This window comes from Dyella psychrodurans (assembly GCF_003363265.1).
Taxonomy (GTDB): Bacteria; Pseudomonadota; Gammaproteobacteria; order Xanthomonadales; family Rhodanobacteraceae; genus Dyella_B; species Dyella_B psychrodurans.
Window position 1 is genome coordinate 118,945 of record NZ_QRBF01000009.1, and the last position, 23,918, is coordinate 142,862.

Genomic DNA, 23,918 nt, shown 5'->3' on the forward strand with positions numbered 1-23,918 from the left:
GACACCGGGCTCGCTCTCGCCGAGCAGATCGACCACGCCATCACGCAATCGGGCCTGCGCGATTTCTACGAGAAGGACAGCCGCGGCAACGCCGAATCGCGCGTGGAGAACCTCGACGAACTGGTCAACGTCGCCAGCCGTTTCGAATTGACGCCGGACGACATCGAAGCGGGTTTAAGCGAATTGCCCGCCTTTCTTTCGCATGCCGCGCTGGAAGCCGGCGAAGGCCAGGGCGAATCCTGGGACGATTGCGTGCAGCTGATGACACTGCACTCGGCGAAGGGACTGGAATTCCCGCTGGTATTTCTGGTCGGGCTCGAAGAAGGCCTGTTCCCAAGCCAACGCTCCGTCGAAGACGAAGGGCGGCTGGAAGAAGAACGTCGCCTGGCTTATGTCGGCATCACGCGCGCACGGCAACGCCTGATCATCACCCACGCCGAATCGCGACGCATGCATGGTGCCGAAATGCTGGCGCGGCCCTCGCGCTTCCTCGGCGAAGTACCGCCGTCGCTGATCGACGAGGTAAGGCCGCGCGTTCAAGTCAGCCGCCCGCTCTACGCGGGGCGCTTCGCCGAGCCGCCGCCGTCGCTCAAGGATGATTTGCCGGTGAAACTGGGGCAACGTGTCAGTCATCCGAGCTTCGGCGAAGGCGTGGTCGTCAGTGCCGAAGGCAGCGGCGCGCATACGCGTCTGCAGGTGAATTTCGAAAGCGCGGGCAGCAAATGGCTGGTCGCCGCCTACGCCAACCTCACACCGCTCTGAGGAGAGCGCGCCGATGAGCGAACAACGCATTCGCGAGGACCGACGCGAGCTTGGCTACTTCCAACAGCAGATGGAACAGTTATATGCACGATTACCATGGAGCCATCGACTGATCGTCGGTTTGTCCATGGCGGCGCAGGCATTGGTTGCCGGCAGCATGGGTTACGGACTGGGCTTGCTGCTGCATACCCAACAGGCATTCTGGGGCGCGCTGACCGCGATAGCGGTGACACAGCAGACTTACATCGACACACGCAAATTGTCGCGGGACCAGGTGATCGGCGCGGCGATCGGCGCAGCGGTCGCGCTGATCGGCGCATCCCTGGCGCAAGACAATTACGTGGTTTATGCCATCACGATGGCAGTGGCGATCGTGCTGTGCTGGAGCTTCAACATCGGCAGCGCAGGCAAGCTCAGCGCAACCACCGTGACGATCGTGATGCTGGTGCCGCATGAAGGTGCGTTCTGGACCGTTGCGCTCACCCGGCTTGGCGAAGTGACCATCGGCATCGCCAGCGCACTGGTGGTGACGCGCATCGCGCATTGGCTGGAAGCGCGGTTGATCGGCGATCCGCACGCAGATACTTGAACCGATCTCCCAGTTAAACGCAGGGTTACGCTCCGCACGCGGAAGAAAGTCTGATGCACCGAGGGCTGCTGCTCCCCCTGCGAAGCACGGAGATGCCGGGAAGGGGGTGGCACGCACTGGCGTCGGCGCAAGATTGTGCAACCTCTCTCCAACCCTCCCCTGCAAGCGGGGACGGAGCCCAAAGGGCCGCCTATCCCTTTGCGCAGCAGGCGCTTAGCTTTGGCATCAAGCCGACCAAGTTCCTTCGCCCCGGAAAAATTTACGCGTTCTATACGCCGGACGCCGATTTCGCTACCCGCTTCTTATGCCCCGATCCTCACAATTCGCAGCTGTGAGGCATCGAGTGCACCCATGGACGTCATCTATCTACTTTTCGGTTTCGTGCTGGCTGCGGCCACGCTGGGCTTTCTGTTGCTTTGCGACCGCCTAGGGCCACGCAGCTGACTGCGCGCGGCGCGGCCGCGACTATCTAACGGAGCGAATCCCATGAACTTCTTCTACGGACTGGCCGCCGCCATTGCGGTGGCTTTGACAGTCTATTTGTGCGTGGCGCTGTTGAAACCGGAGTGGTTCGAATGACTGCCAACGATTTCATCCAGATCGGTGTTTATCTGGTTGTCCTTCTGCTGCTCATCAAACCGATGGGCCGCTATATGGCGCATGTGTACGCCGACCAGCCCAACCGCATCACGCGCCTTGGCGGCGGCGTCGAGCGGTTCGTTTACCGCATCTGCGGCGTCAACGCCGAAGAGGACATGAGCTGGAAGCATTACGCCATTGCCATGCTGCTCTTCAACGTGATGGGCATGCTGGCGGTATACGCTTTCCAGCGTACGCAGCAGTGGCTGCCGCTGAATCCGCAGCATTTTCCGGCGCTGTCGCCGGACCTGTCGATCAACACGGCGATCAGCTTCATCACCAACACCAACTGGCAGGCCTATTCGGGCGAGTCGGCGATGAGCTATCTCACCCAGATGGCCGCGCTGGCGGTGCAGAACTTCATGTCTGCAGCAACGGGTATTGCCGTGGCGATCGCCGTGGTGCGCGGTTTTGCGCGCAAGACGGTGAAGGGCATCGGCAACTTCTGGGTGGACCTGACGCGCACCACGCTGTACGTGCTGATGCCGGTGTCGTTCCTGCTGGCGATGCTGCTGGTATCGCAGGGCGTGATCCAGAACTTCAAGGCCTATGTGGACGTACCCGTGGCACAGACCAGCACGTACGCCAACCCGGTGACCGATGCGGCCGGCAACCCCGTCAAGGATGCCTCCGGCAATGCTGTCACCAAGCCTGCGCAGCTCACCACGCAGACCCTTCCGATGGGCCCCGCTGCATCGCAGATTGCGATCAAGATGCTGGGCACCAACGGTGGCGGTTTCTTCGGTGCCAACTCCGCGCATCCGTACGAAAACCCGACGCCATTCTCCAACTTCCTTGAGATGCTGGCGATCTTCCTGATCCCAGGCGGCCTGTGCATCACCTTTGGCGAGATGGTGGGCGATCGCCGCCAAGGGTGGGCGATTCTCGCCACGATGCTGGTGATCTTCATCCCGCTCGCGATCGGCGTGACTGCGGCGGAGCAGTCCGGCAATCCGATTCTGCACAGCCTTTCGATCGACCAGCACGCCTCGGCGCTGCAGTCGGGCGGCAACATGGAAGGCAAGGAAACGCGCTTCGGCATCGCTGCCAGCAGCCTGTTCACCGCCATCACCACGGCCGCATCGTGCGGTGCGGTGAACAACATGCACGACTCCCTGACTCCGCTCGGCGGCCTGGTGCCGATGTGGCTGATGCAGCTGGGCGAAGTGATCTTCGGCGGCGTGGGTTCGGGTCTCTACGGTATGCTCGCCTTCGCGGTCGTCGCGGTGTTCATTGCCGGCCTGATGGTAGGCCGCACGCCGGAATACATCGGCAAGAAGATCGAGGCGTACGAGATGAAGATGGCGAGCCTCGCCGTGCTGATTCCCTGCGCGCTGGTAGTGATCTGCACCGCTATCGCCGTGATGACGCCAACCGCGACCGCCACCGTGGGTAACCCGGGTGCGCACGGCTTCAGTGAAATGCTTTACACGGTGACGTCTGCCACCAATAACAACGGCAGTGCATTCGGCGGTCTCTCCGCGAACATTCCCTTCTGGAACGTGATGCTGAGCGTGTGCATGTTCTGGGCACGCTACATGCTCGCCATCGCCATGCTGGCGATGGCCGGCTCACTGGCCGCCAAGAAACATGTGCCCGAATCGGCCGGCACGCTGCCCACGCACACGCCGCTGTTCGTCACGCTGCTGGCCAGTGTGGTGATCATCGTCGGCGCACTCACCTTTTTGCCCGCGCTCGCGCTCGGTCCCATCGCCGAATACCTGATGTCGGCGCACTGACCCATACGGGCTGATTGAATAGGAATTCTGATTCCATGACTTCGCATACACACGCCGTTAGCAGCTTCGACCGCGCGCTGATCGGGAAGGCCGTTGCGGATGCGTTCCGCAAACTTTCGCCACGGCTGCAGTTCCGCAATCCGGTGATGTTCGTGGTATTCGTCTGCAGCGTTCTCACCACGCTGCTGTGGGTACAGGCACTCGCCGGCCACGGCGAGGCGCCAACGGGCTTCATCTTCTGGGTCAGCATCTGGTTGTGGTTCACACTGCTGTTCGCCAACTTCGCCGAAGCCTTGGCGGAAGGTCGCGGCAAGGCGCAGGCCGCCGCACTGCGCAGCTCGCGCAAGGATGTGATTGCCAAGAAGCTGGCCGAGCCCAAGCGCGATGCCGCCATCGTGTTCACGCCGTCGAGTGAGTTGCGCACCGGCCACTACGTGCTGGTGGAAGCGAACGAGCAGGTTCCGGGCGACGGCGAAGTGCTGGTCGGCGCGGCCAGCGTCGACGAGAGCGCGATCACCGGTGAATCGGCACCGGTCATTCGCGAAGCCGGTGGCGATCGCAGCGCGGTAACCGGCGGCACGCGCGTGCTGTCGGACTGGTTGGTGGTGAAGATCACCAAGAACCCCGGCGAAAGCTTCCTCGATCGCATGATCGCGATGGTGGAAGGCGCAGCGCGCCGCAAGACGCCGAACGAGATCGCGCTGACGATCCTGCTGGCCAAGTTCACGCTGATCTTCCTGCTGGCGTGCGCCACGCTGCTGCCCTACTCCATCTACAGCGTGCAGGTCGCCGGCAAGGGCAATCCGATCACGCTGACCGTACTGATTGCACTGCTTGTTTGTCTGATTCCGACCACCATCGGTGCACTGCTCTCCGCCATCGGCATCGCCGGCATGGATCGCATGATTCGCGCCAACGTGATCGCCACGTCCGGCCGTGCCGTGGAAGCGGCGGGCGACGTGGACGTGCTGCTGCTGGACAAGACTGGCACCATCACGCTGGGCAATCGCCAGGCCGTCGCCTTCCACCCCGCTCCGGGCATCGAAGAGCGCACGCTCGCCGATACCGCGCAGCTTGCGTCGCTGGCCGATGAAACACCCGAAGGCCGCAGCGTGGTCGTGCTGGCCAAGGAGAAGTTCGGCCTGCGCGAGCGCGAGCTGGAATCGCTGCACGCCGAGTTCGTTCCGTTCACCGCGCAGACGCGCATGAGCGGCGTGAGCATGGGCGAGCGCCAGATCCGCAAGGGCGCACTGGATGCCGTGGAACGCTATCTCGACGGCCTCGGCAGCCACCTGCCGCCCGCCGTCAAGCGCATGGCCGAAGACATTGCGCGCCGCGGTGCGACGCCGCTGATCGTGACCGAAGGCGACCGCGCACTGGGCGTGATCGAGCTGAAGGACATCGTCAAGGGCGGCATCAAGGAACGCTTCGCCGAACTGCGTCGCATGGGCATCAAGACGGTAATGGTGACCGGCGACAACCCGCTCACCGCCGCCGCCATCGCCGCCGAAGCCGGCGTGGACGATTTCCTCGCCGAAGCGACGCCCGAAGCCAAGCTCAAGCTGATTCGCACCATGCAGTCGCAGAGCCGCCTGGTCGCCATGTGCGGCGACGGCACCAACGATGCGCCCGCCCTCGCGCAGGCCGACGTGGCCGTGGCCATGAACACCGGTACGCAAGCGGCGAAAGAAGCCGGCAACATGGTGGATCTGGATTCCAACCCCACCAAGCTGATCGAAGTGGTGGAAATCGGCAAGCAGATGCTGATCACCCGCGGCTCGCTGACCACGTTCTCCATCGCCAACGACGTGGCCAAGTATTTCGCGATCATTCCGGCGGCGTTCGCGACCACTTATCCGGCACTCAACACGCTGAATGTGATGAAGCTGGCCACGCCGCAGAGCGCCATTCTGTCGGCGGTGATCTTCAACGCGCTGATCATCATTTTCCTGATTCCGCTGGCGCTGAAAGGCGTGAAGTACCGTGCGCTTGGCGCCGGTGCGCTGCTGCGGCGCAATCTGCTGGTTTATGGCCTGGGCGGCATCGTCGTGCCGTTCTTAGGTATCAAGCTGATCGATATGCTGCTGGTCTTGTTTGGACTCGCCTGAGGAGGCGCTGTTATGCAAACCCTGAAATTGTCTGTGTCGCTCCCCGATGCAACTCACCCCCAAATGGAATTACGAGTCTCGTCTAATGATTCCGACTGCGATGTGGTGATAGAACTGCCGGTGCGCGGCCAGTCCAGGGGCGGTGCCGTCCCGGCACCGAACAAGCCGCTGTCGGCGGAAGACGAATACGTGCTCGGCGGCTACGCCGGCATCTGAACCAACGATTCGGTGTCGCTTGACTGGGCGATACCGGCCCAGTTACGACCCCGTTTGAGAGGAAGGTATGTACTTCAAGAAGGCTCTTGTCGCATCGATCCTGCTGGCTGTTGCCCCTGTGTCACAGGTGATGGCGCAATCGACCCTATCCACCAATGTCAGCAATATGCCGGCAAGCACCAGCCTGCCGGCATCGCCCGTCGCGTCGATAAGCACCGATTGCAGTCATGGTTTCCTGTCGCGCTTTGCAGCGGCGTATCGTGAAGATGCCCAGCCGGCCGATCCGAATGCGCAGGCACCGAAGCGCCGCGCGATGGATGCACCGTTCGACTCGCCGCCCTTCCCCAACGCCGAGTGGCAGCTGGGCGGCGTGCCCACACCGATCGGCGTGCCGGATACCGATAACACCTATCCGTTGGAAAAGGCACTGAGCTGCACCAAGGTCGGCCAGTGGATGCAGCGCAACCGTATCGAAGTGTATGGCTGGGTGACACCGGCCGCGAACTTCAGCACGTCGAACTTCACGAACTATCCGCTCTCCTACAACACGCGTCCGAATCGCGTGGAGCTGGATCAGGTCGTGACAACGATTACCCGCGTCGAAGATACGGTTCAGACCGATCACATCGACTGGGGCTTCGACATTTCCAACCTGTACGGTTACGACTATCACTACACCGTCACGAAAGGTGTTTTCAGCAATCAGCTGCTGAACAATCCTGCGCCGAATCAGCCGCTCAACGGCAAGATCTACGGTGACGACCCGATGCTGTTCTACTACGACCTGTATATCCCCTGGGTCGCGGAGGGCATGGTGGTCCGCGTCGGCCGCTGGTTGTCGCTGCCGGATATCGAGGCGCAGTTCTCGCCGCAGAACTTCCTGATGACGCACTCGATCCTGTACACGGTCGACCCGTATACGCAGACCGGCATCTTGACTACCACGCGGCTCAGCCAGCAGTGGACGTTCCAGCTCGGCATCGATGCCAGCAACGACGTCGCGCCCTGGAACAGTTCCGCACGTCCCTCGCTGCAGACCTGCGTGCGCTGGGTATCGGCCAGCAACAACGACATGCTCTACCCCTGCATCAACAACTGGAACAAGTCGGATATCAACTACAACAACGTGCAGATGTACGTCATGACCTGGGGTCATAAATTCAGCCAGAAAATCAACATGCTGACCGAGGCGTACCGCATGTACGGCCGCAACATTCCGGGCCTGGGACCAGGTTGGACGCGCGAAACCCAGTCGACCCTGCCCGGCACGGGCGGCGAGTTCGGCGCCGTGAACTACCTGAACTTCGAGTTGGATCCCAGCAACATGATGTCGTTCCGCAACGAGTTCTATAACGACGAAAAGGGCAACCGCACCGGCTTCGCCACACGCTACAGCAGCCACACGCTGGGCCTGACGCACTACGTGACACAGGATCTGGAGATCCAGCCAGAACTGCGTTACGAGCGTTCGTATGACTTGAACGCTTATAACGGCGGCAAGAAGGATCACCAGCTCACCGCCCTGCTCGACGCGATCATTCACTACTGAGGTAACCGCCATGAGCCGGTTGATTCGCAATGCTGTAACGATGTTGCTGGTGATGACGATCATCACCGGCATCGCCTACCCGCTGGTGGCCACCGGCGTGGCACAAATGCTGTTTCCGCATCAGGCCAACGGCAGCCTGATCGTGAAGGATGGCAAGCCGATCGGTTCGGAGCTGATCGGCCAGTACTTCGACGACCCCAGGTATTTCTGGGGTCGTCCGTCCGCCACCACGCCACAGCCGAATAACGGTACGGCCTCGAACGGTTCCAATCTCGGACCGACCAACACGGCGCTGCGCGATGCGGTACAGCAGCGCATCGACGCGTTGCGCAAGGCCGATCCGGGCAATGCCACACCGGTCCCTGCGGACCTGGTGACGGCGTCGGGCAGCGGCCTCGATCCGGACATCAGTCCTGCGGCCGCGCAGTATCAGGTGGCGCGCGTGGCACATGCGCGTCATCTCAGCGCCGAGCAAGTGCTGGCGCTGGTGACGCAATTTACACAGGGACGTCAGCTGGGCCTGCTCGGCGAGCCGCGCGTGAACGTGCTGCAGTTGAATCTGGCGCTGGATGGATTGCAGAGCAAATAAGGCGCTGCGCTCTCTCCTCCCTCCCCTGCTTGCAGGGGAGGGCCGGGGTGGGGTTGCACGAGCTTGCGACAACCTTGATGGCTTCACCCCTCCCCAGCCCTCCCCTACTACACGTAGGAGAGGGAGTTAACGCGGCAAGAGTGTAAGCACACGCCTTATGATGCCCTCATGACCGACACCTCCCGTGACGCACGCGCCGACGCCCTGCTCGATGTCGTGCAGGAAGAACGCAACCGCCGCCTGAAGATTTTTCTCGGCGCCGCACCCGGCGTAGGCAAGACCTACTCCATGCTGTCGGCTGCGCGCGAGCTCAAGCGCCAAGGCGTGGATGTGGTGGTGGGCCTGGTGGAAACCCACGGCCGCGCCGAAACGGCCGCGCTGCTGGAAGGCCTCGAAGTACTTCCGCGCCGCACACTGACCTATCAAGGTCGCGAATTCACCGAATTCGATGTGGACGCAGCACTGGCACGACGCCCGGATATCCTCCTGGTCGACGAACTCGCGCATCGCAACGTGCCCGGCAGCCGTCACGAACGGCGCTGGCAGGATATCGCCGAAGTCCTCGACGCCGGCATCGAGGTGTACAGCGCGCTCAACGTGCAGCATCTGGAAAGCCTCAACGACCAGGTGCGACGCATCACCGGCATCACGGTGCGCGAAACCGTGCCGGATAACTTCCTCGATCGCGCACGCGATATCGTGCTGGTGGATCTTCCGCCGCGCGAACTGATCGAACGCCTGCGGCAAGGCAAAGTCTACGTGCCTGAAACCGCTGCGGCCGCGCTCGATGCCTTCTTCTCCCCGACCAATCTCGCTGCATTGCGCGAGCTGGCGGTGGACACCGTCGCAGGCCACGTCGACAGCGATCTGCGCGAACACATGCTGGCGCGCGGCGGCAAGATGCCGGTGCGCCGCCAGGTGATGGCCGCCATCGACGGTCATGCGCAAAGCGAATACCTGGTGCGCGTCGCGCGTCGCATCGCCGAACGCCGCAGCGCACCGTGGAGCGTGGTATTCGTCGACACGGGGGCCAGGCTGGACAACGCGCGTCGCGAACGCATCGATGCAGCGATGCGCCTGGCACGCCGACTGGGCGGTGAAGCCACGGTGTTGCGCGGCCATGCGATTGCCGACGAATTGCTGGTGCATGCCGACCGCGAAGGCGTCGGCCAGATCATTCTGGGACGCACGCGCGAACGCTTCTTCGCGCGCATGCTCGGACGTTCGCTGACACAGCAACTGCTGCGGCGCGGAGCGCATCTGGAACTGACCATCATTGCCACGCCCACCGAGCGGGTGCGTGCACGCAAGCGGTTGCGGCTGATGCCGGCGACGTACGGGCGGCGCGACGAATACGTCTTCGCGACCATCGTCACCGTCATCGCCATCGGCCTGGCGTTCATTGCCGACCGCTATCTTTCCGTTGCCAATCTCGCGTTGATCTTCCTCACCGGCGTGATGATCGTGGCGGTGCGCACGCGCATGGCGGTAGCGGTCTACACCGCGGCCCTGTGCTTTCTGGGCTATAACTTCTTCTTCGCACCGCCACGCTACACCCTGGCCATCGCCAACTTCGACGACGTACTGGCGGTGACGTTGTTCTTTGTGGTCGCGCTGATATGCAGCCGCCTGGCCACGCGCCTTGCCAGCCAGGTGGAATCGCTGCGCGCCGCGCACGAGTATTCGCATGCGCTTCTGACGTTGGGACAACGACTGTCCACAAGCCCCGATGCGGAAGGGATTCACCAAGTGGGCGCTTTCGCGTTGGCACACGTCCTGCGCTGCGACGCGGCCATCCTGGCGCGCGACGTGGAGCATCGCCTGCAGATCGCCGCCAACAGTTCCCGCACACTGACGTTGACGACGCAGGACTTCGCTGCAGCGGAATGGTGCGAACAACACGCCGAACCCGCCGGTCGCTACACCGACACCCTCAACGCCGCGCGCTGCTGGATGCTGCCGCTGGGCACCGAGGAGCACCGTCTTGGAGTGGCGGCGCTTCACTTTGACAATGGCGGCTCGCCGGATATCGATCGGCGCAGCCTGGCGTTGGCGATGGTGCAGGACATCGGCCAGGCCTTGGAACGCGCGCGACTTGCATCCGAACTGGAAGGCGCGCGCGTACAAGGCGAAACCGAGCGCCTGCGCAACGCGCTGCTGTCCTCGGTGTCGCATGATCTGCGTTCGCCGCTGGCTTCGATGATCGGCTCGGCCGGCACGCTGTCCGACTACTGGGAACAACTGCCGGTGGACGAGCGCAAGGAACTGCTCAGCGCGATCCTCGGCGAAGGCCAGCGCCTGGATCGCTACATCCAGAACCTGCTCGACATGACCCGCCTGGGCCACGGCACGCTCAAGCTCAACCGCGATTGGACCGATGCGGCCGAAATCGTGGCATCTGCCGTGACACGATTGCGCAAGTTGTTTCCCGAATTGCGGGTGGACACGATCCTGCCTCAAGAAACCATACTGCTGTTCGTGCATCCGGCGCTGATCGAACAGGCGCTGTTCAACATCCTTGAAAACGCCGCACGCTTCTCGCCGCCGGGCGAAGCGGTGCGCGTGATGGTGCGCATCGCCGGCGACCGGTTGTTCATCGACGTGATCGACCGTGGTCCGGGCATTCCCGAAGAGGAACGCGCGCGCATCTTCGACATGTTCTATTCGGTGGCCCGCGGCGACCGCGCGCCGCAGGGCACCGGCCTGGGCCTGGCGATCTGCCGCGGCATGATCGGTGCCCACGGCGGCAGCGTCGAAGCCTTGCCCGGCGAAGGTGTTGGCACCACCATTCGTATTAGTCTTCCGCTGCCCAACCCACCCGCCCCGCCATGAGCGCCACCACTCCCTGCGTACTGGTCGTCGACGACGAGACGCAGATCCGCAAGTTTCTCGATATCGGCCTGCGCGCCGAAGGCTACGAAGTGCTGCTTGCGGCCAATGCGGCCGAAGGACTCGCGCTCGCGGCCACACGCGATCCCGACCTGGTGATCCTGGATATCGGCCTACCCGACCGTGAAGGTCACGAGGTGCTGGCGGAACTTCGCCAATGGTCGCAAGTACCCGTGCTGATGCTGTCCGTGCGCGACACCGAAAAAGAAAAGGTGAAAGCGCTCGACGCAGGCGCGAACGACTACATGACCAAGCCGTTCGGCATCCAGGAACTGATGGCACGCCTGCGTGCACTGATGCGTAATCGCGTGGTCGGCACCGAAGCGCCGCCTCGTTACGACGACGGCCACCTGCAGATCGACCTGGGCCTGCGCGAGGTGTTTCTCGATGGCGTGCAGCTGGCGCTTACGCGCAAGGAGTACGCCGTGCTCGCGATGCTGGTGCGCCATGCCGGGCGCGTCGTCAGCCAGCAACAGTTGCTGCGCGAAATCTGGGGCGGCACGCATGTGCAGGACACGCATTATCTGCGCATCGTACTCGGGAAGTTGCGGCAGAAGTTGAGGGATGACCCCGCAGCGCCGCGATGGCTGAAGACTGAGCCGGGTGTGGGTTATCGGTTTTTGCCGGGCGGCTGATACATCGCTTGTGACAGGCTCGCTAAATCAATCACAGCCAAGCAGGTTGGACTGCATTGCAGCAGGCAACCTCCACAGTTGCTGAACTCAAAAGCCGTACCCAACGTGGAGAAAAATCGGATCTGCATGTGGGCGCTTCCCTGCTAGGTTGCACCTACCAGGGGACATGATCACTCAGCAGAGGACGCGCCATGCTTGGCATTTCTAGCAATCTCCTTCGCAAAACCATCCTGGCAAGCCTCATCGCATCAGGCTTGACCACCGCTGCCGCTGCGCGTGACGCTGCGCCGGTCTCAGGTTTGGGCCAATCGTGGCCCAACGCACCGGACGTCAGCACCAGTGTGCACTACCACGTGTATCGCTTTGAACGTGATGGCATTGAGTACATTCAAGTCAATGATCTTCGGGGCAACGTGCGTGCCGCCGTGGCGATCACACAGGGCGTGACGTTCGCACTACCGATCGGAGTCGATGCGCAAAACGTTGCGATCATCCAAAACACTTCGCCAACCGATTTCACCCAGGTGCTCTATCACGACGACAGCCTGACGGTGACGGCTGAGCCGCAAAGCGATGGCAGCGTCAGCGTCGTGGCGATTTCTGGTTGTGATGATCCTGCACACTGCATTCTGAATGGGATCGTTGCTCAGTGATGCTGCTTCCATTACTCCGCCATCTTCAATTTACCCACAGACGAACGGGCGTCGTCTTGGCGCGTCGGCGTGAGTTCCCTAACACGGCATCGCTTAGCAGTGCGGTGTAACGCCATCCTGCCGAGGTGGCGCGAAGGCGTGCCTTGCCCTGGAACAGACGGGCCACTTGCTGTAGTTCGTCGAAGGTCTTCGCCGTGGCGCCCAGCTTGGGCGCCACGCGCTCGCGCTCTTGCGTTTGCAGTATGGCGGTCGCAACGTGCCTGTCGTCGAGCCGGCCATCCACCCTTACGGCCACCCAGTGGATGCCATCGCGTCGCCCGGTGCGCAGCGCCAAGCGGATGCTGGTGCAAGCGGGCGATGCGCTGATGCCGACGATGGCCTCGCAGGCCATGCGGTAGAGCGCAACCTGCAAGGCTTGGGACAAGAAGCGTAGATGGCGCCCCGGTGTGTCGCACGTGTAGCTCATGCCGGCTTCACGCAGCACCTGGCCAATGGTTTCATCCAGCGCCGAGGCTAGCCCTCGATCCCGCCACGCGCTGGGATGAAGCGTTTCCGCCAGCCGGGAGACGCTTTGCTGCAAGGCCCAGGCCTGGTTGCCATACGCGTCCCGCTCTTCGTTGGGCACGAAGCGTTGCAGCACATCGGCATAGTCCAGGCTGATGATCTTTACGACACATTCCAACGCCTGCGCGCTTTGCCTCAGGCGCTGTTCGCCGAACAGGAGATTCTTCTGGGCAATCTGCTGCGCTTCCCGGGTGTCGTCCTGAAGTTGTTCGAGCAGCCGCATTTGCATGGACAGGCGTGCACCGAAGACATACAGGCAGGTAATGGTGAAGGCAAGCACCGCTTGAATCTGCTGCGTGCCGGGGTCCGGTTTCCATTCCACCAGCAGGCTTATGCTGATAAGGCAAAGGGTTCCGCCCAGCACCGAGGCACGCCATCCGTGCTTGAGTGCCAGCCCCAGCGCAGGAAAAAAGAGCACCAGCATCACGACGGGCTTGATGGTGTCGGCGACCACACGATACGACGCCGTCAGCACCGCGAACATCAGCACAGCGATGGAAGCATCTCGCGCCAAGGAGTTGGCTGCCATGGTGCGCCATGACGGACGTTGCCATGGCGCCTCCCGATCGCGGAGGCGAACCATGACAGCCCACGGCGTTACCGATAGCAAGGCCAAGTAGTAGTCAATAAAAAACGAAAAGGCGGTGCCCGGTGCGACGGGATAAGCGCCGGTTGGCGTTTGGACGGTCAACACGGCCACGTAACGTGTCGACGCCCACAACACGGAAAGCACAAGCACACAGCACAGTAGCTTCTTGACATCGACCAGGTGCGGCCATGGAAAAATCGCTGCGCGCTTGCGGAACCACCACACCACAGGCATGGCCAACCCGATAGGAGGTATCGACGAAAGCACAGCCGCCGTCACTCCCCAATCGCCCGCGTACCCGAGAAAGCGATAAGCGAGTGGCACCACTTCACCCAGTGCCAGCGCAGGCCAGTAGCGATAAGGCACCAACAAAAGACACCCCATGCGAAGCCCGGCGACAAACGGCCAAGGGGCACTTGATAACGTCTGCGCGATGGACAGATAGACCAGCGCATACCCCAGCGCTACGGCCAGATGGATCAACCAGCGATGAGTCTGTATCGCCCTACTGATACGGGTACTGCGCATGCATTCCCTCTCCCTCTGGCCAGCTCATGCTCCCCGTTTCCCCCGAGGCATGACGCGCTGGCTTGTCCATGTATGGGCTTATCTCATGAGGCCCCAGCATGGCTGCGGCAATTCCTTAGACATAAGACGAACATGACTCGCCGCTCTATCAGTGAAGTCTGACGGTGCTTGCGGGTCATTGACTGATTCCGCTTTCGAAAGGCGGCAATCAAATATGTCCGCTTACGCGCATCCACTGAAGACGATGTACAGCAATGATGTGAGGTAGTGACATGAAACCGCATCTGAAAGGCCACAAAGGCGATCATGTCTTCACTGTGGGCAGCGTCTGGCATGGCGGCAGGGCGTTCACTCGGCAGTAGTTTCAACCTGTGGCAGGATTCTCACCATTGTGTATTTTCCATGCACCGAACGACATGGAGCATTTAGTTCTCACTATGAAAACCTGTTCTCTACGCGCGATGAAGTTGCTCTTTGCGGTAATCCTGATGGGTTCGGCGCATGACGCCCTTGCCACCAGCTTCGATTGCAGCAAGGCCGCGAGCGGCACGGAAAAGCTGATCTGTAGCGACGCCGAAACGTCTGCGCTGGACGACAAGCTGCAACAGGCCTACAAGACGGCGCTGCTGGCGACGAATGCGTATGGCAAAAAGGAGCTGGCCAAAGAACAGCGCAACTGGATCAAATACACCCGTGGTGTCTGCCAGGACGCGGCATGCCTGCGACAGGTCTATACCGACCGCATCGCTGTGTTGGCGCGCAATGAGAAAGACATTGAGAACGACGAGTCCTACTGCATAAAGCCCAGCGGCTATCAAGACGGCATCCATGATTGTGGTGTCTATGTGGAAGCTTACCGAGACCCCAATGATCGGATCGACTCGTTCAATCAATCTCTGGCGCAGCAGAAGCAAAGCGGCCGCATCATCAGCTGCAGCCGGCTGATCAACCAGCCCGTGGGCAATGCAAACAGCAATGAAAGTTTTGGCGGCTACTGTGTGTTGCGAGATGGTATGCAACGCAAGGACGTGGAAATTTGCAATGCCGACATGACGGCAAAATTCCAGATGCAGCCCGTCAGCCCGCAGGACCGCACTGACAAACATCTGATCGATTTCACCTACACGAACTGCTACGGCGGGTACTGAAGCCCCTCCCAGGAGCCAGAAGGAATCTGCCATGTCCGATAGCGCCACCATCACCCGCGAACAAGTGCGTACGGTTTATATTGCCACTGAGCTAGGAGGCAAAACGGGTAATTCCAATCACTTTTCCTATGCCGGGCTCGGCAGCAGCTCTTATTCGTTCGGCCAGCTGCAACTCGCGGATCGGATCATGACAGCGATCCGAAAGCACCCAAGACGTCTATCGCATGACAAACTCTGAATTAACTATTCAGTCTCGTCGCTGCAAGACTTCAAATGTAATGGCGGTTCACGGAAAGGGAGTAGCAGGCATGCGCAAGCGCGTGAGGTTGTTTGTCGGGTTGCTGGTTCTACTCGCGTGGGTCCCATTGACTGGTTTCGCCTGCGGCGCCGGCCCCTTACAGCTCTCTGCCAATGGGAGCGACCATAACAACGCCCCAATCGGCGATTCGCAAGACGTGGCGCGTGCTGGACTGGCTGCGCCCGCCGCGAGTAGTCCAGATGTGCCTAAAGCACTGCTGAGCCTTGTCCAAAAGGGCAAACCTTATGCCACGATTCGCAAACAGCTGTTAACAAACGGCTGGCAGCCCGTGGCGACGGCTATGTGCATGGCGAATGTGGTGGGCGGCAATTACAAGGATCTGTGTGGCAAGCACCCGGACTTGGGCAATTGCCAGCTTTGCCAGCAAATGCCTGAATTGAACGTCTGTAGCGGCGATGGCTATTGCAACATGCAGTTCCGCCATGCCGACACGCCGGAAATCATCCGGATCACCACCTACGGCGACACCAATGGTTGGAATGGTGCAAACGCCGCCAGCTTAATCGTAACCGATTGGGATTTCACCAAAACGCCGGACAAGTGAGTCTCAATCGCGCCGCATGAAAAGTAGAATTCCATGAACAATCCCAGATAGACCAAGTCGCGCGCTGACCAAGTGGGAGACTGCCCTTCGAGTCAATTGCGGCAATGCTTGCCCATGCCATTGCCAGGCCATTGACTTGAGGTAATGACATGAAACCGCACCTGAAAGGCGATCATTTCTTCTCTGCGGGCATCATCTGACAAAGCGGTAGGCCGCTCACTCGGCAATAGTGTCAGCCTGTGGCGGGATTCTCACCATCGTGTATTTTCCATGCACCCAACGACATGCAGAATTTAGTGCTCACTATGAAAACCTGTTCTCTGCGTACGATGACGTTGCTCTTTGCGCTAATCCTGATGGGTTCGGCGCATGACGCCCTTGCCGCCAGCTTCGATTGCAACAAGGCCGCGAGCGGCACGGAAAAGCTGATCTGTAGCGATGCCGAAACGTCCGCGCTGGACGACAAGCTGCAACAAGCCTACAAAACGGCGCTGCTGGCGACGGATGCGTATGGCAAAAAGGAGCTCGCCAAAGAACAGCGCAACTGGATCAAATACACCCGTGGCATCTGCCTGGACGTGGCGTGCCTGCGGCAGGTCTACACCGACCGCATCGCTATGTTGGCACGCAATGAGAAAAACATTGAGGACGGAGAGTCCCACTGCATAAAGCCCGGCGCCTATCTGCACGGTATCCATTATTGTGACGTCGGCGCGCAGGTTTCCCGAGACCCCAATGATCAGATCGACTCGTTCAATCAATCTCTGGAGCAGCAGAAGCAAAGCGGTCGAATTATCGGTTGTCATCGGCTGATCGTCCTATCGGATGGGATGCACATTGGTCCAGGGCCTGGCGCGCAGATTTTTGGTGGCTACTGTGTCTTGCAAAATGGTACGCAACGCCAGAACGTGGCGATCTGCAACGACGACATGATCGGCGATTTCCAGGTACAGCCAGTCACACAGCAGGATACCTCCGATAAACGCCTGATCGATTTCACTTATTCGCAATGCTATGGCGGTTGATGCGCACACCTATGAATTAGAAGGAGTCGGCCATGTCCGATAGCGCCACCATCACCCGCGAACAACTGCTTACGGTTTATGTTGCCACTGAGCTTGGAGGCAAAGCGGTAGATTCCAATCACTTTTCCTATGCTGGGCTCGCCAAAAGCACCTATTCGTTCGGCCTGCTGCAATTCGATGTCGGCCACTCCGGTGCCGACAACAACAATCCGGTAGAAGACTTTCTGACAGCAAACGGTTTCGGCACTGCCGACATCAAGGATTTGAAATCGCATGGGGGTCTGTCGCGCGAAAAATTGGACGCCCTCGATGCCAAGCTGCAGGCGATTCCGCAGGCGAAGATCGATCAGTTCACCAACGACCAGCTGGATAGAAGGGTTGCTGACGTAGGGAGCGCCATCGATCGGGTTCGCGCGCTGAACCCGACGGCCGCCGACGCCATCGTCCAAGACCCCAAACTCCAGTTAGGTATCGCTGATTACGCCAACCAGTTCGGCCATGCCGGCCCTCAGCTTGTCGGGTTTCTGGCCGGGAAGTCGGAAACCCTGAAGACCACCGGCATCACCGTACAAGCGGGCAACCCACCTACTCGAGAAGATATCCAGACGTTCATCGGTGCGACGCAGTTTGGCCACAACCCAGCCAATGCGCGCGGCGTCGCAGGCCGCGAAGAACGCTTCAACAAAGCGATGGACGAGCTTGGGCTGGGCTCCGCTACGCAGAACCAACAGCGCTCAGCCGATTCCATGGCGCATCCCAAAAGCTTGCGTCAAGGTGATCGCGGCGAAGCGGTAGGGATCACACAACAGCAGCTGCGCGACCTCGGCTACACGGATGCCAAAGGCAAGCCTCTCCCCGTGGACAACGATTTCGGCCCGTCCACCTACGCAGCCGTCAAAGCTTTTCAGTCAGACCAAGGTCTCACGTCCGATGGCGTCGTCGGCAAAGATACGGCCAATGCCTTGACCACGCAGGTCGATGCCCTGCAAAAGAACCAAGGCCCGAACGCGCTCAATGGTCCCACCGCCTTCGACATCACCAAGGATAGCTCGGTGCACGACATGTTCGAGGCCATCTGTGCTGCTGCCGGCAAAGGGGATATCAACGGCATGACGGCCGTTGGCCATGCCTATGCGCAATCGCCCGAGGGGCTGGCTGGGTTGGCGATGGGTGCACAAGCGAATCAGATGCAAGCCCAAGTGATGCAACAGGCGCAGCTACTGCAACAGCAGGCACAGACCCAGGTGCGGCAACAGGGTCCGGTCATGACGCGATAATCAAAGGAAGGAGCCGTAGCCATGGACAGACAGGAATTCGAAGCGTTGATCGTCAAGATCAATATGTTTGCCGCAGGTCTGGAAAAGCTTGAGGGCCGGCTGGTCGATCAATTTGATCAGGCGACCCAGCGGATAACCCAAACCGCGACGAGCTTGGCGAGCGCCGCCGATCAGTCGGCGGCGCTCGGCTCCGAACGACTGGAGCAAAACGCGTCAAGGGTGATTGCTGCCGGCGCCAACAGCGCGGTCAACGATTTGCTCCATCGTATGGGCCAGGCAGTGGGCGGACTCGAAAGCGCGCTCCGCAATCTACAGCAGCGCGCTGCCATGATCGACCGCGTGCATGTCGCCACGGCCTGGAAAGCATTCATCGGCCTGGCACTCAGCGGCGTGGTGATTATCGGCGTCGCTGCTTATTTCGCTTGGGATGCCCGTCAAATCCTTCAGCAGGCCAAATGGGTCCGCCAGGTGAATGCAGCCGAAGCCGCCGGCAAACTGGCGCCATGCCCGGATGCTCAAGGCATCTGTGCGCTCATTGGCAAAAAATGGGTACGACTCGATCAGACTTGATCGTCGGACAAGCCTCTTCGAATGGGGCCCGGCTACCGGGCTAGCGGCTTGAGTAGATGTCAAACTCCCGAGAACATCCGGTCCGCTAGTCGAAGCTCACGACTATCAGCTTCTCACGACAATCGCCTTACTTGCGCAAGCGTGGCACGCCATGCGAATCGCGTTCTTCGATGGCGACGGGTCGCGTATCCAGACGGCCGCCGACCATGTTGGTGTCGGGCAATGGCTCGGTCGCATCGCCACGCGCCAAGGCGATGGCATTGCGATAGCAGCGTTGCGCGAGCGTGGCGTCGCCCTGGGCGGTGTACATGTCGCCCAAGGCTTCCCATGCATTGGCGCTCGGCGCGAGCGCAATCGAGCGCTCCAGGTATTGGCGCGCCTTGTTGCCCAAGTTCATTCGCACGCACATGCGACCCAGCGCCAGCATAAGGCTCGGATCGTTGGGATGACCATCCAGCCAGCCTTCGGCGCGGCGAAGGCGTGCTTCGAGATCGTCGCCGGCGAGCATGCTGTAGGTTTCCACCAATTGCGGCGACCATTCGCGACGCAGCGCGGATTCCACTTCATCCATCGCCGGAAGCACCAGGCCATAACCGGCGGCCTTGCGCGCGTACGCGTCGACGACGGCCGGCGCGCGGCGCTGTGCCTTCGGCAGCTGCGACCACAATGTGTTGAGCACGGCGCCATCGGTCGCTGCATTGAGGCTGGCGACCAGTACCTGCGTTTCCAGCGCACTGTAGCCGCGAGTACCCAGCACGCCGCTTTTCTGCAACGGATCGAGCGCGGCGCGTGCGCGGCGCATGTCGCCGCTTGCCAGTGCCGCGAGTGCGTATTCGCGCCAGCCGCCAGGGCTGAGACTGCCGCTGTCGGCTTCGGGAATCAGCAAGGTCAACGCGTCGGCGGGCTTGCCGTCACGACGCAACACGCGCGCGCGCAAGACGCGCGCTGCGCGCGGGGCGACCTGTGCCGCTTCGTCCAGCGATTCCAGCGCACGGCCGTGTTCGCCGCGACGCGAAGATGCTTCGGCTGACGCAAGCAAGGCCGGTCCACGCAAGGTGCCCAAGCGGGAGGCACGATTGAGATCGCGTTCTGCATCGCCATGGCGGCCTTCCATCAACGCCACCAGACCATCGGCGAGACGTTGCTGGCTCAGCTTGCGGTGGCGCCGCGAAAACGCACCGAATGGCCAACGCGCCAGGCGCCAAAGCACCGTGACCAACACCCATGCGAGCAGCAACAGCAACACGGCGGTGAGCAGACTGGTCTTTGCGATAAAGCCACGAAAACGCACCAGCACTTCGCCCGGATCCTCGGCGACCCAATGCCAACAAAACGCCGCTAGCGTAGCCACTACGACCAGCAACAGAATCCATCGCCACAGCTTCATGGCTTCTTCCCGCTGGAAGATGGCATGCTGTCGGACTCAAGCTTGAGCGCGTGCACGGCGCGGAGGTTGCGCAGCTCGCTGAGCGCACCGCCGAGCATCACCGGAATCGCGGGCTTGAGCTGATTGCCGAGCGTCACGATCTGTTCGCGCGCCTGTTGCACGGCCGGCGACTGCGCATCGAATTGCACAGCGAGGCCGGCATCGGCGCGCTTGAGCGCAGCCGTGCAGGCATCGTCGTCCCATGCGATCAGCGCAGTCTGTGCCTGTGCAAGATCCAGCGCGACCAATTCGCGTGCAATGCGCGCATCGGCGATATCGACCGGCGCGCCGTTGTCGCGCGTGATCTTGATGACGCTGAACAAGGCGCGATGGATGCGTGCCCAGAAGCCGTTGTCCGTATTCGCAGCCGGCTCATCCAAAGGCTTTAGCGGCAGATTCGGAAGATCGTTACGCAATTGCACGACGGCATGGAGCAATTGCTCGCGATCCGCGGTTTGGCTTTTCAGCAGCGCTTCGTGCTCGGCATCGATGCTTTGGCGCACGCCGCCAAAAGCGTTGTCGTTGACTGCCGCCAGCGACTGACCGGCCAGTGCATAGGCTTGCGCGGCGGTCTGCGCGTCGTGGAACAACGTGTAGCGCTCGGCGCCCATGCGCAGCAGGGATTCGGTTTCATCCAGCCGCATGGCGTCCTGGCCGGAGAGCGTCTTTTCCGACAGCTTGCCGACCGCCTCTTCCAGGTCGCGCATGCGCTGGTCCTGCGAGAGCAGTTCTTCGCGCAGCGAGCGATTGACCTGGTCGGCATCGTTCAGTCGCTGGATCAGCACGGCATCCTGACTGGCCGCGCCGTTGAGCGCGTGTTCCATGCCATTGACGCGCTCTTCCAAACTGGTGGTGGTGCGCAGTGCCACGGTGCTGATGTGCGTGAGGTTCCACTGCCTCCACGCCACGTAGCCCACCCCGACGATGGCGATGAGGGCCAGCAGCAAGGCCAGCGCAAGCGTGCCGCCGTTCGAGCGCGGCGGCGTCTGCGGCCGGTTGGCACGCGTGGTTTCGGAGGGCACGCCCGTGGGCGCGGTGCGTTCGGAGGTGAGGTCGTCCTGGCTCATGGGCGAATGCTAACAGCCCAAGCGGTCCGCTTCGTGGCATGTGTGTGAACAGACGTCACAGGCACAGGCGAGCAGATCGTCGGACACCGCCGATCGAGCCAAGTAAACCCGCGAAAAGCCGCTGGAACGGGCCTGATCTGCGATCCGCTCGCTGCTGGCGATGGCATTTGCCGAGCACAGCCGCCGCCAGGCTTCTTCAGGCAACTGGGTTTGAAGATGCTGGATGGATTCAGCGCTGGAGAGCAGCACGCAGGCCGTAGCGGGTAGATGCTGCACGGCCTGGATATGACGCCTTCCCAATCTAGGCGCGGTCCGGCGGTAGACGTGCACCTCGCGCACCGCGGCGCCGCGTGCGGCGAGCTGCTGCTGCAGCAACCCGCGCCCGTCCGGTGCGGTAATCAAGGTTACGTGACGATCTTGCGCATGCTGCAGCACAGGCAGATCCAGCACGCCTTCGCTGTCTTGCCGCGCAACCGGGACTTGGGCGTCGATCCCATGGCGATGCAGCGCCCGTGCCGTACTCTGCCCTACCGCGATCACACTCGCGCGCGTCGACGGCGGTGCGAGAGCAACGGCGTGGCGAACCGCAGTGGGGCTGGTAAAGATCAGCACATCATCGCGTTGCGCCTTTTCCCACTCCGCTCGCACTGATTCCCGATCGGGCGCCGCGCGCAGCGACACCCCGGGCAACAACAACGGCACCCCGCCGAGCGCGCGCACCCTTCGCGCCAGCGTGGAACCCGTGCCTGCGGGTCGCGTGATCACGACGGTGCAACCGGCCAGAACTCCACCGTGTTGTGAAGATTGCGCACTCACGCCAGATTCCGCCGGAAAAAGGTCAGGACCGGAGTGTAGCGTCTACACTTGTCGTTCCCCTTCCCCAAGACGACGCTCGATGAACAAACCCGATCTGCAGGCTGCCGCCCAGGCCCTGGTGGCCTTTATCCATGAAGGCATTCCGCTGGCCCGCGCGATGGCGCTGGAATTGGGCGATTACGACGGCGAAAGGTTGCGCCTGGCCACTCCGCTGGCACCCAACGTCAACGACAAGGGCTGCGCCTTCGGGGGTAGTCTGGTGAGCCTGATGACTCTCACGGGCTGGGGTTTGGTCGAACTGGCGCTGCGCCGGCACGGCGAGGACTGCGATGTTTACGTGGGCGAATCCACGGTCCGCTACCTCAGCCCGGTATGGAACGACTTCGCGGCCGAGGCACAGCGCGCCGAGGAAGCGGACTGGGACACCTTCTTCGCCACCCTGGCCGCCCGTGGCCGCGCGCGCATAGCCGTGACCTGCCACGTACCGGGCGAACCCGGCAAGCCGGCCGCCACGCTTGCGGCACAGTTCGTGGCAAAGCGCCGCGCGGCTGCGGCACAATAGCGTTCGACTCGGAGGGGAGTTCGCGTTATGCGTCGTATTGTCGGTCCGATCCTGCTGTCGACCGCGCTGCTGCTGTCCGGCTGCGCCACCAACAAGCGCCAGGATGCGCTCAGTTTGACGATGATCCAGTACGCCAACGCCGTACGCTTCGATGGCTTCGAGGCGGCCGAGCAATTCGTCGACCCCAAAGTGCGCGCGGCGCACCCTCTTACCGACCTCGCCCGCGCTCGCTTCGATCAAGTGCAGGTCAGCGGCTATGACGACGGCAACGGCCCGATCCCGGTAAGCGACAACGAAGTGCGTCAAAACGTGCAGATCAGCCTGACCAACATTCACACCCAGTCCGTAAGAACCATCGTCGACCACCAGGTCTGGCGGTACGACCCGGACAAGAGCCATTGGTGGCTGGAAAGCGGTCTGCCAGATATCGCACCCCAGAACTAAGCGTAATCGTGCGCTGAGGCTATAATCCGGCGTTTACCTGTAACCGCGCGGCCTCGCCCGCGCCTGTGGATAGTTCATGAACGATTTCCTGCAAAAGCTGCCCCAGTTCGCGGGCCACCATCTCGAACTGTCCCTGTTGTTCGCCGGATTGGTCATCGCGCTGATCGTCACCCAGATCATGGTGCTGATGCGCAAGTACACCGAGCTGACGCCGGCCGGACTCACGCAGCTGATCAACCGCGACAGTCCGCTGCTGATCGACCTGTCCGCCATCGCCGATTTCGAAAAGATGCATGTGCCGGGCGCCAAGCATGTCGCCATGAGCCAGTTCGACCCGGAGAACAAAGACCTCGCCAAGGCCCGCGAACTGCCGGTGGTGGTGATGGACAAGGACGGCCGCGGCTCCGATGGCGCCGCGCAGCGGTTGATCAAGGCCGGGTTCACCCGTGTCTACACGCTTGGCGGCGGTGTGCTGGCCTGGCAGCAGGCGCAGTTGCCCGTCGCGAAAGGCAAGAACTGAAGGGATGCTCTGAACAAGTTTGCGCAGGCGTCATGATGTGCAGATGGCTCACAGGCCGCGTTGCGCGGCGCAGGGAAGACTGGCCGTCTTTTCAAGGCGCGCGGCGCAGCATGCGAGCCTTCTGGACATCACCCTTCGGGCCAGTCCTGTC

The 23,918-nt window shown here is 61.6% G+C and carries 24 protein-coding genes; 20 read left to right on the forward strand and 4 right to left on the reverse strand.

From position 1 onward, the window contains the following. The 11 genes from DWU99_RS19150 to DWU99_RS19205 form a co-directional block, all read left to right on the forward strand. On the forward strand, nt 1-762 hold a 762-nt coding region (locus tag DWU99_RS19150), incomplete at its 5' end, for a 3'-5' exonuclease (protein WP_158543366.1). A 13-nt stretch (nt 763-775) separates the two neighbouring features. Next, nucleotides 776-1,351: an FUSC family protein gene (locus tag DWU99_RS19155; protein WP_115479693.1), complete on the forward strand. Its 576-nt coding sequence runs from the start codon at nt 776-778 to the stop codon at nt 1,349-1,351. A 486-nt stretch (nt 1,352-1,837) separates the two neighbouring features. Further along, entirely contained in the window at nt 1,838-1,930 is a 93-nt protein-coding gene (gene kdpF / locus DWU99_RS19165; RefSeq protein ID WP_115479695.1) for a K(+)-transporting ATPase subunit F, read from the forward strand. Then, a complete protein-coding gene (gene kdpA / locus DWU99_RS19170) occupies nt 1,927-3,729 on the forward strand; it encodes a potassium-transporting ATPase subunit KdpA (RefSeq protein WP_115479696.1) in 1,803 nt (600 codons plus the stop codon). Before kdpF ends, kdpA begins: the two co-directional genes overlap by 4 nt. Before the next feature lie 35 nt (nt 3,730-3,764). Beyond that, nucleotides 3,765-5,837 carry a potassium-transporting ATPase subunit KdpB gene (kdpB, locus tag DWU99_RS19175; RefSeq protein ID WP_115479697.1) on the forward strand — a complete coding sequence of 691 codons (2,073 nt, stop codon included), beginning with the start codon at nt 3,765-3,767 and terminating at the stop codon, nt 5,835-5,837. A 12-nt stretch (nt 5,838-5,849) separates the two neighbouring features. Then, nucleotides 5,850-6,053, forward strand: a complete 204-nt coding sequence (locus DWU99_RS19180; protein WP_115479698.1) for a hypothetical protein — start codon at nt 5,850-5,852, stop codon at nt 6,051-6,053. Between the two features lie 67 nt (nt 6,054-6,120). After that, nucleotides 6,121-7,602 carry an outer membrane beta-barrel protein gene (locus tag DWU99_RS19185; RefSeq protein WP_115479699.1) on the forward strand — a complete coding sequence of 494 codons (1,482 nt, stop codon included), beginning with the start codon at nt 6,121-6,123 and terminating at the stop codon, nt 7,600-7,602. Nucleotides 7,603-7,612: 10 nt separating this feature from the next. Beyond that, a complete protein-coding gene (gene kdpC, locus DWU99_RS19190) occupies nt 7,613-8,191 on the forward strand; it encodes a potassium-transporting ATPase subunit KdpC (RefSeq protein WP_115479700.1) in 579 nt (192 codons plus the stop codon). Between the two features lie 168 nt (nt 8,192-8,359). Then, the gene (locus tag DWU99_RS19195; protein ID WP_115479701.1) at nt 8,360-11,023 is read left to right on the forward strand and encodes a sensor histidine kinase; all 2,664 of its coding nucleotides are present in this window, start codon (nt 8,360-8,362) and stop codon (nt 11,021-11,023) included. Next, nucleotides 11,020-11,715, forward strand: a complete 696-nt coding sequence (locus tag DWU99_RS19200) for a response regulator (RefSeq protein WP_115479702.1) — start codon at nt 11,020-11,022, stop codon at nt 11,713-11,715. The genes DWU99_RS19195 and DWU99_RS19200 overlap by 4 nt, the downstream gene beginning before the upstream one ends. Nucleotides 11,716-11,906: 191 nt before the next feature. Continuing rightward, a complete protein-coding gene (locus DWU99_RS19205) occupies nt 11,907-12,368 on the forward strand; it encodes a hypothetical protein (protein WP_115479703.1) in 462 nt (153 codons plus the stop codon). A 25-nt stretch (nt 12,369-12,393) separates the two neighbouring features. On the opposite strand, the gene DWU99_RS19210 is transcribed toward DWU99_RS19205, so the two are convergent. Further along, entirely contained in the window at nt 12,394-14,049 is a 1,656-nt protein-coding gene (locus DWU99_RS19210) for an MASE1 domain-containing protein (protein ID WP_115479704.1), read from the reverse strand. 416 nt (nt 14,050-14,465) lie between these two features. Between DWU99_RS19210 and DWU99_RS19215 the strand changes: the two genes are divergently transcribed. The 6 genes from DWU99_RS19215 (at nt 14,466) to DWU99_RS19240 (ending at nt 18,932) form a co-directional block, all read left to right on the forward strand. Then, a complete protein-coding gene (locus DWU99_RS19215; RefSeq protein WP_199535867.1) occupies nt 14,466-15,197 on the forward strand; it encodes a lysozyme inhibitor LprI family protein in 732 nt (243 codons plus the stop codon). A 31-nt stretch (nt 15,198-15,228) separates the two neighbouring features. Then, on the forward strand, nt 15,229-15,435 hold the full coding sequence (locus DWU99_RS19220; RefSeq protein WP_115479706.1) for a hypothetical protein: 207 nt from the start codon (nt 15,229-15,231) through the stop codon (nt 15,433-15,435). Between the two features lie 70 nt (nt 15,436-15,505). Then, the gene (locus DWU99_RS19225) at nt 15,506-16,060 is read left to right on the forward strand and encodes a hypothetical protein (protein ID WP_115479707.1); all 555 of its coding nucleotides are present in this window, start codon (nt 15,506-15,508) and stop codon (nt 16,058-16,060) included. Nucleotides 16,061-16,344: 284 nt separating this feature from the next. Further along, nucleotides 16,345-17,085, forward strand: coding sequence for a lysozyme inhibitor LprI family protein (locus DWU99_RS19230; RefSeq protein WP_199535868.1), 741 nt, complete (start codon nt 16,345-16,347; stop codon nt 17,083-17,085). A gap of 32 nt (nt 17,086-17,117) precedes the next feature. Then, nucleotides 17,118-18,362, forward strand: a complete 1,245-nt coding sequence (locus DWU99_RS19235) for a peptidoglycan-binding domain-containing protein (RefSeq protein WP_115479709.1) — start codon at nt 17,118-17,120, stop codon at nt 18,360-18,362. 21 nt (nt 18,363-18,383) lie between these two features. Continuing rightward, the gene (locus DWU99_RS19240; RefSeq protein ID WP_115479710.1) at nt 18,384-18,932 is read left to right on the forward strand and encodes a hypothetical protein; all 549 of its coding nucleotides are present in this window, start codon (nt 18,384-18,386) and stop codon (nt 18,930-18,932) included. Between the two features lie 127 nt (nt 18,933-19,059). Here DWU99_RS19240 and DWU99_RS19245 read toward each other — a convergent pair whose 3' ends face one another. The 3 genes from DWU99_RS19245 to DWU99_RS19255 are packed head-to-tail and all read right to left on the reverse strand — an operon-like array spanning nt 19,060 to nt 22,241. Further along, entirely contained in the window at nt 19,060-20,319 is a 1,260-nt protein-coding gene (locus DWU99_RS19245; RefSeq protein WP_115479711.1) for a heme biosynthesis protein HemY, read from the reverse strand. After that, on the reverse strand, nt 20,316-21,425 hold the full coding sequence (locus DWU99_RS19250) for a uroporphyrinogen-III C-methyltransferase (RefSeq protein WP_115479712.1): 1,110 nt from the start codon (nt 21,423-21,425) through the stop codon (nt 20,316-20,318). Before DWU99_RS19250 ends, DWU99_RS19245 begins: the two co-directional genes overlap by 4 nt. Before the next feature lie 9 nt (nt 21,426-21,434). Beyond that, nucleotides 21,435-22,241, reverse strand: a complete 807-nt coding sequence (locus DWU99_RS19255) for a uroporphyrinogen-III synthase (protein WP_115479713.1) — start codon at nt 22,239-22,241, stop codon at nt 21,435-21,437. A 79-nt stretch (nt 22,242-22,320) separates the two neighbouring features. Between DWU99_RS19255 and DWU99_RS19260 the strand changes: the two genes are divergently transcribed. The 3 genes from DWU99_RS19260 (at nt 22,321) to DWU99_RS19270 (ending at nt 23,767) form a co-directional block, all read left to right on the forward strand. Then, entirely contained in the window at nt 22,321-22,803 is a 483-nt protein-coding gene (locus tag DWU99_RS19260; RefSeq protein WP_115479714.1) for a YiiD C-terminal domain-containing protein, read from the forward strand. Between the two features lie 27 nt (nt 22,804-22,830). Further along, nucleotides 22,831-23,247, forward strand: coding sequence for a hypothetical protein (locus DWU99_RS19265; protein WP_115479715.1), 417 nt, complete (start codon nt 22,831-22,833; stop codon nt 23,245-23,247). A 76-nt stretch (nt 23,248-23,323) separates the two neighbouring features. Beyond that, the gene (locus DWU99_RS19270; protein ID WP_115479716.1) at nt 23,324-23,767 is read left to right on the forward strand and encodes a rhodanese-like domain-containing protein; all 444 of its coding nucleotides are present in this window, start codon (nt 23,324-23,326) and stop codon (nt 23,765-23,767) included. Nucleotides 23,768-23,918 lie beyond the last annotated feature (151 nt).

What these genes read in the sequence shown, in the direction of transcription:
- DWU99_RS19245 (WP_115479711.1), bottom strand. Translation starts at nt 20,319, where the DNA reads ATGAAGCTGTGGCGATGGATTCTGTTGCTGGTCGTAGTGGCTACGCTA.
- DWU99_RS19205 (WP_115479703.1), top strand. Translation starts at nt 11,907, where the DNA reads ATGCTTGGCATTTCTAGCAATCTCCTTCGCAAAACCATCCTGGCAAGC.
- DWU99_RS19220 (WP_115479706.1), top strand. Translation starts at nt 15,229, where the DNA reads ATGTCCGATAGCGCCACCATCACCCGCGAACAAGTGCGTACGGTTTAT.
- DWU99_RS19250 (WP_115479712.1), bottom strand. Translation starts at nt 21,425, where the DNA reads ATGAGCCAGGACGACCTCACCTCCGAACGCACCGCGCCCACGGGCGTG.
- DWU99_RS19195 (WP_115479701.1), top strand. Translation starts at nt 8,360, where the DNA reads ATGACCGACACCTCCCGTGACGCACGCGCCGACGCCCTGCTCGATGTC.
- DWU99_RS19265 (WP_115479715.1), top strand. Translation starts at nt 22,831, where the DNA reads ATGCGTCGTATTGTCGGTCCGATCCTGCTGTCGACCGCGCTGCTGCTG.
- DWU99_RS19215 (WP_199535867.1), top strand. Translation starts at nt 14,466, where the DNA reads ATGGAGCATTTAGTTCTCACTATGAAAACCTGTTCTCTACGCGCGATG.
- DWU99_RS19270 (WP_115479716.1), top strand. Translation starts at nt 23,324, where the DNA reads ATGAACGATTTCCTGCAAAAGCTGCCCCAGTTCGCGGGCCACCATCTC.
- DWU99_RS19235 (WP_115479709.1), top strand. Translation starts at nt 17,118, where the DNA reads ATGTCCGATAGCGCCACCATCACCCGCGAACAACTGCTTACGGTTTAT.
- DWU99_RS19225 (WP_115479707.1), top strand. Translation starts at nt 15,506, where the DNA reads ATGCGCAAGCGCGTGAGGTTGTTTGTCGGGTTGCTGGTTCTACTCGCG.
- DWU99_RS19155 (WP_115479693.1), top strand. Translation starts at nt 776, where the DNA reads ATGAGCGAACAACGCATTCGCGAGGACCGACGCGAGCTTGGCTACTTC.
- kdpB (WP_115479697.1), top strand. Translation starts at nt 3,765, where the DNA reads ATGACTTCGCATACACACGCCGTTAGCAGCTTCGACCGCGCGCTGATC.
- DWU99_RS19185 (WP_115479699.1), top strand. Translation starts at nt 6,121, where the DNA reads ATGTACTTCAAGAAGGCTCTTGTCGCATCGATCCTGCTGGCTGTTGCC.
- DWU99_RS19240 (WP_115479710.1), top strand. Translation starts at nt 18,384, where the DNA reads ATGGACAGACAGGAATTCGAAGCGTTGATCGTCAAGATCAATATGTTT.
- DWU99_RS19210 (WP_115479704.1), bottom strand. Translation starts at nt 14,049, where the DNA reads ATGCGCAGTACCCGTATCAGTAGGGCGATACAGACTCATCGCTGGTTG.
- DWU99_RS19260 (WP_115479714.1), top strand. Translation starts at nt 22,321, where the DNA reads ATGAACAAACCCGATCTGCAGGCTGCCGCCCAGGCCCTGGTGGCCTTT.
- kdpF (WP_115479695.1), top strand. Translation starts at nt 1,838, where the DNA reads ATGAACTTCTTCTACGGACTGGCCGCCGCCATTGCGGTGGCTTTGACA.
- DWU99_RS19180 (WP_115479698.1), top strand. Translation starts at nt 5,850, where the DNA reads ATGCAAACCCTGAAATTGTCTGTGTCGCTCCCCGATGCAACTCACCCC.
- kdpA (WP_115479696.1), top strand. Translation starts at nt 1,927, where the DNA reads ATGACTGCCAACGATTTCATCCAGATCGGTGTTTATCTGGTTGTCCTT.
- DWU99_RS19200 (WP_115479702.1), top strand. Translation starts at nt 11,020, where the DNA reads ATGAGCGCCACCACTCCCTGCGTACTGGTCGTCGACGACGAGACGCAG.
- kdpC (WP_115479700.1), top strand. Translation starts at nt 7,613, where the DNA reads ATGAGCCGGTTGATTCGCAATGCTGTAACGATGTTGCTGGTGATGACG.
- DWU99_RS19230 (WP_199535868.1), top strand. Translation starts at nt 16,345, where the DNA reads ATGCAGAATTTAGTGCTCACTATGAAAACCTGTTCTCTGCGTACGATG.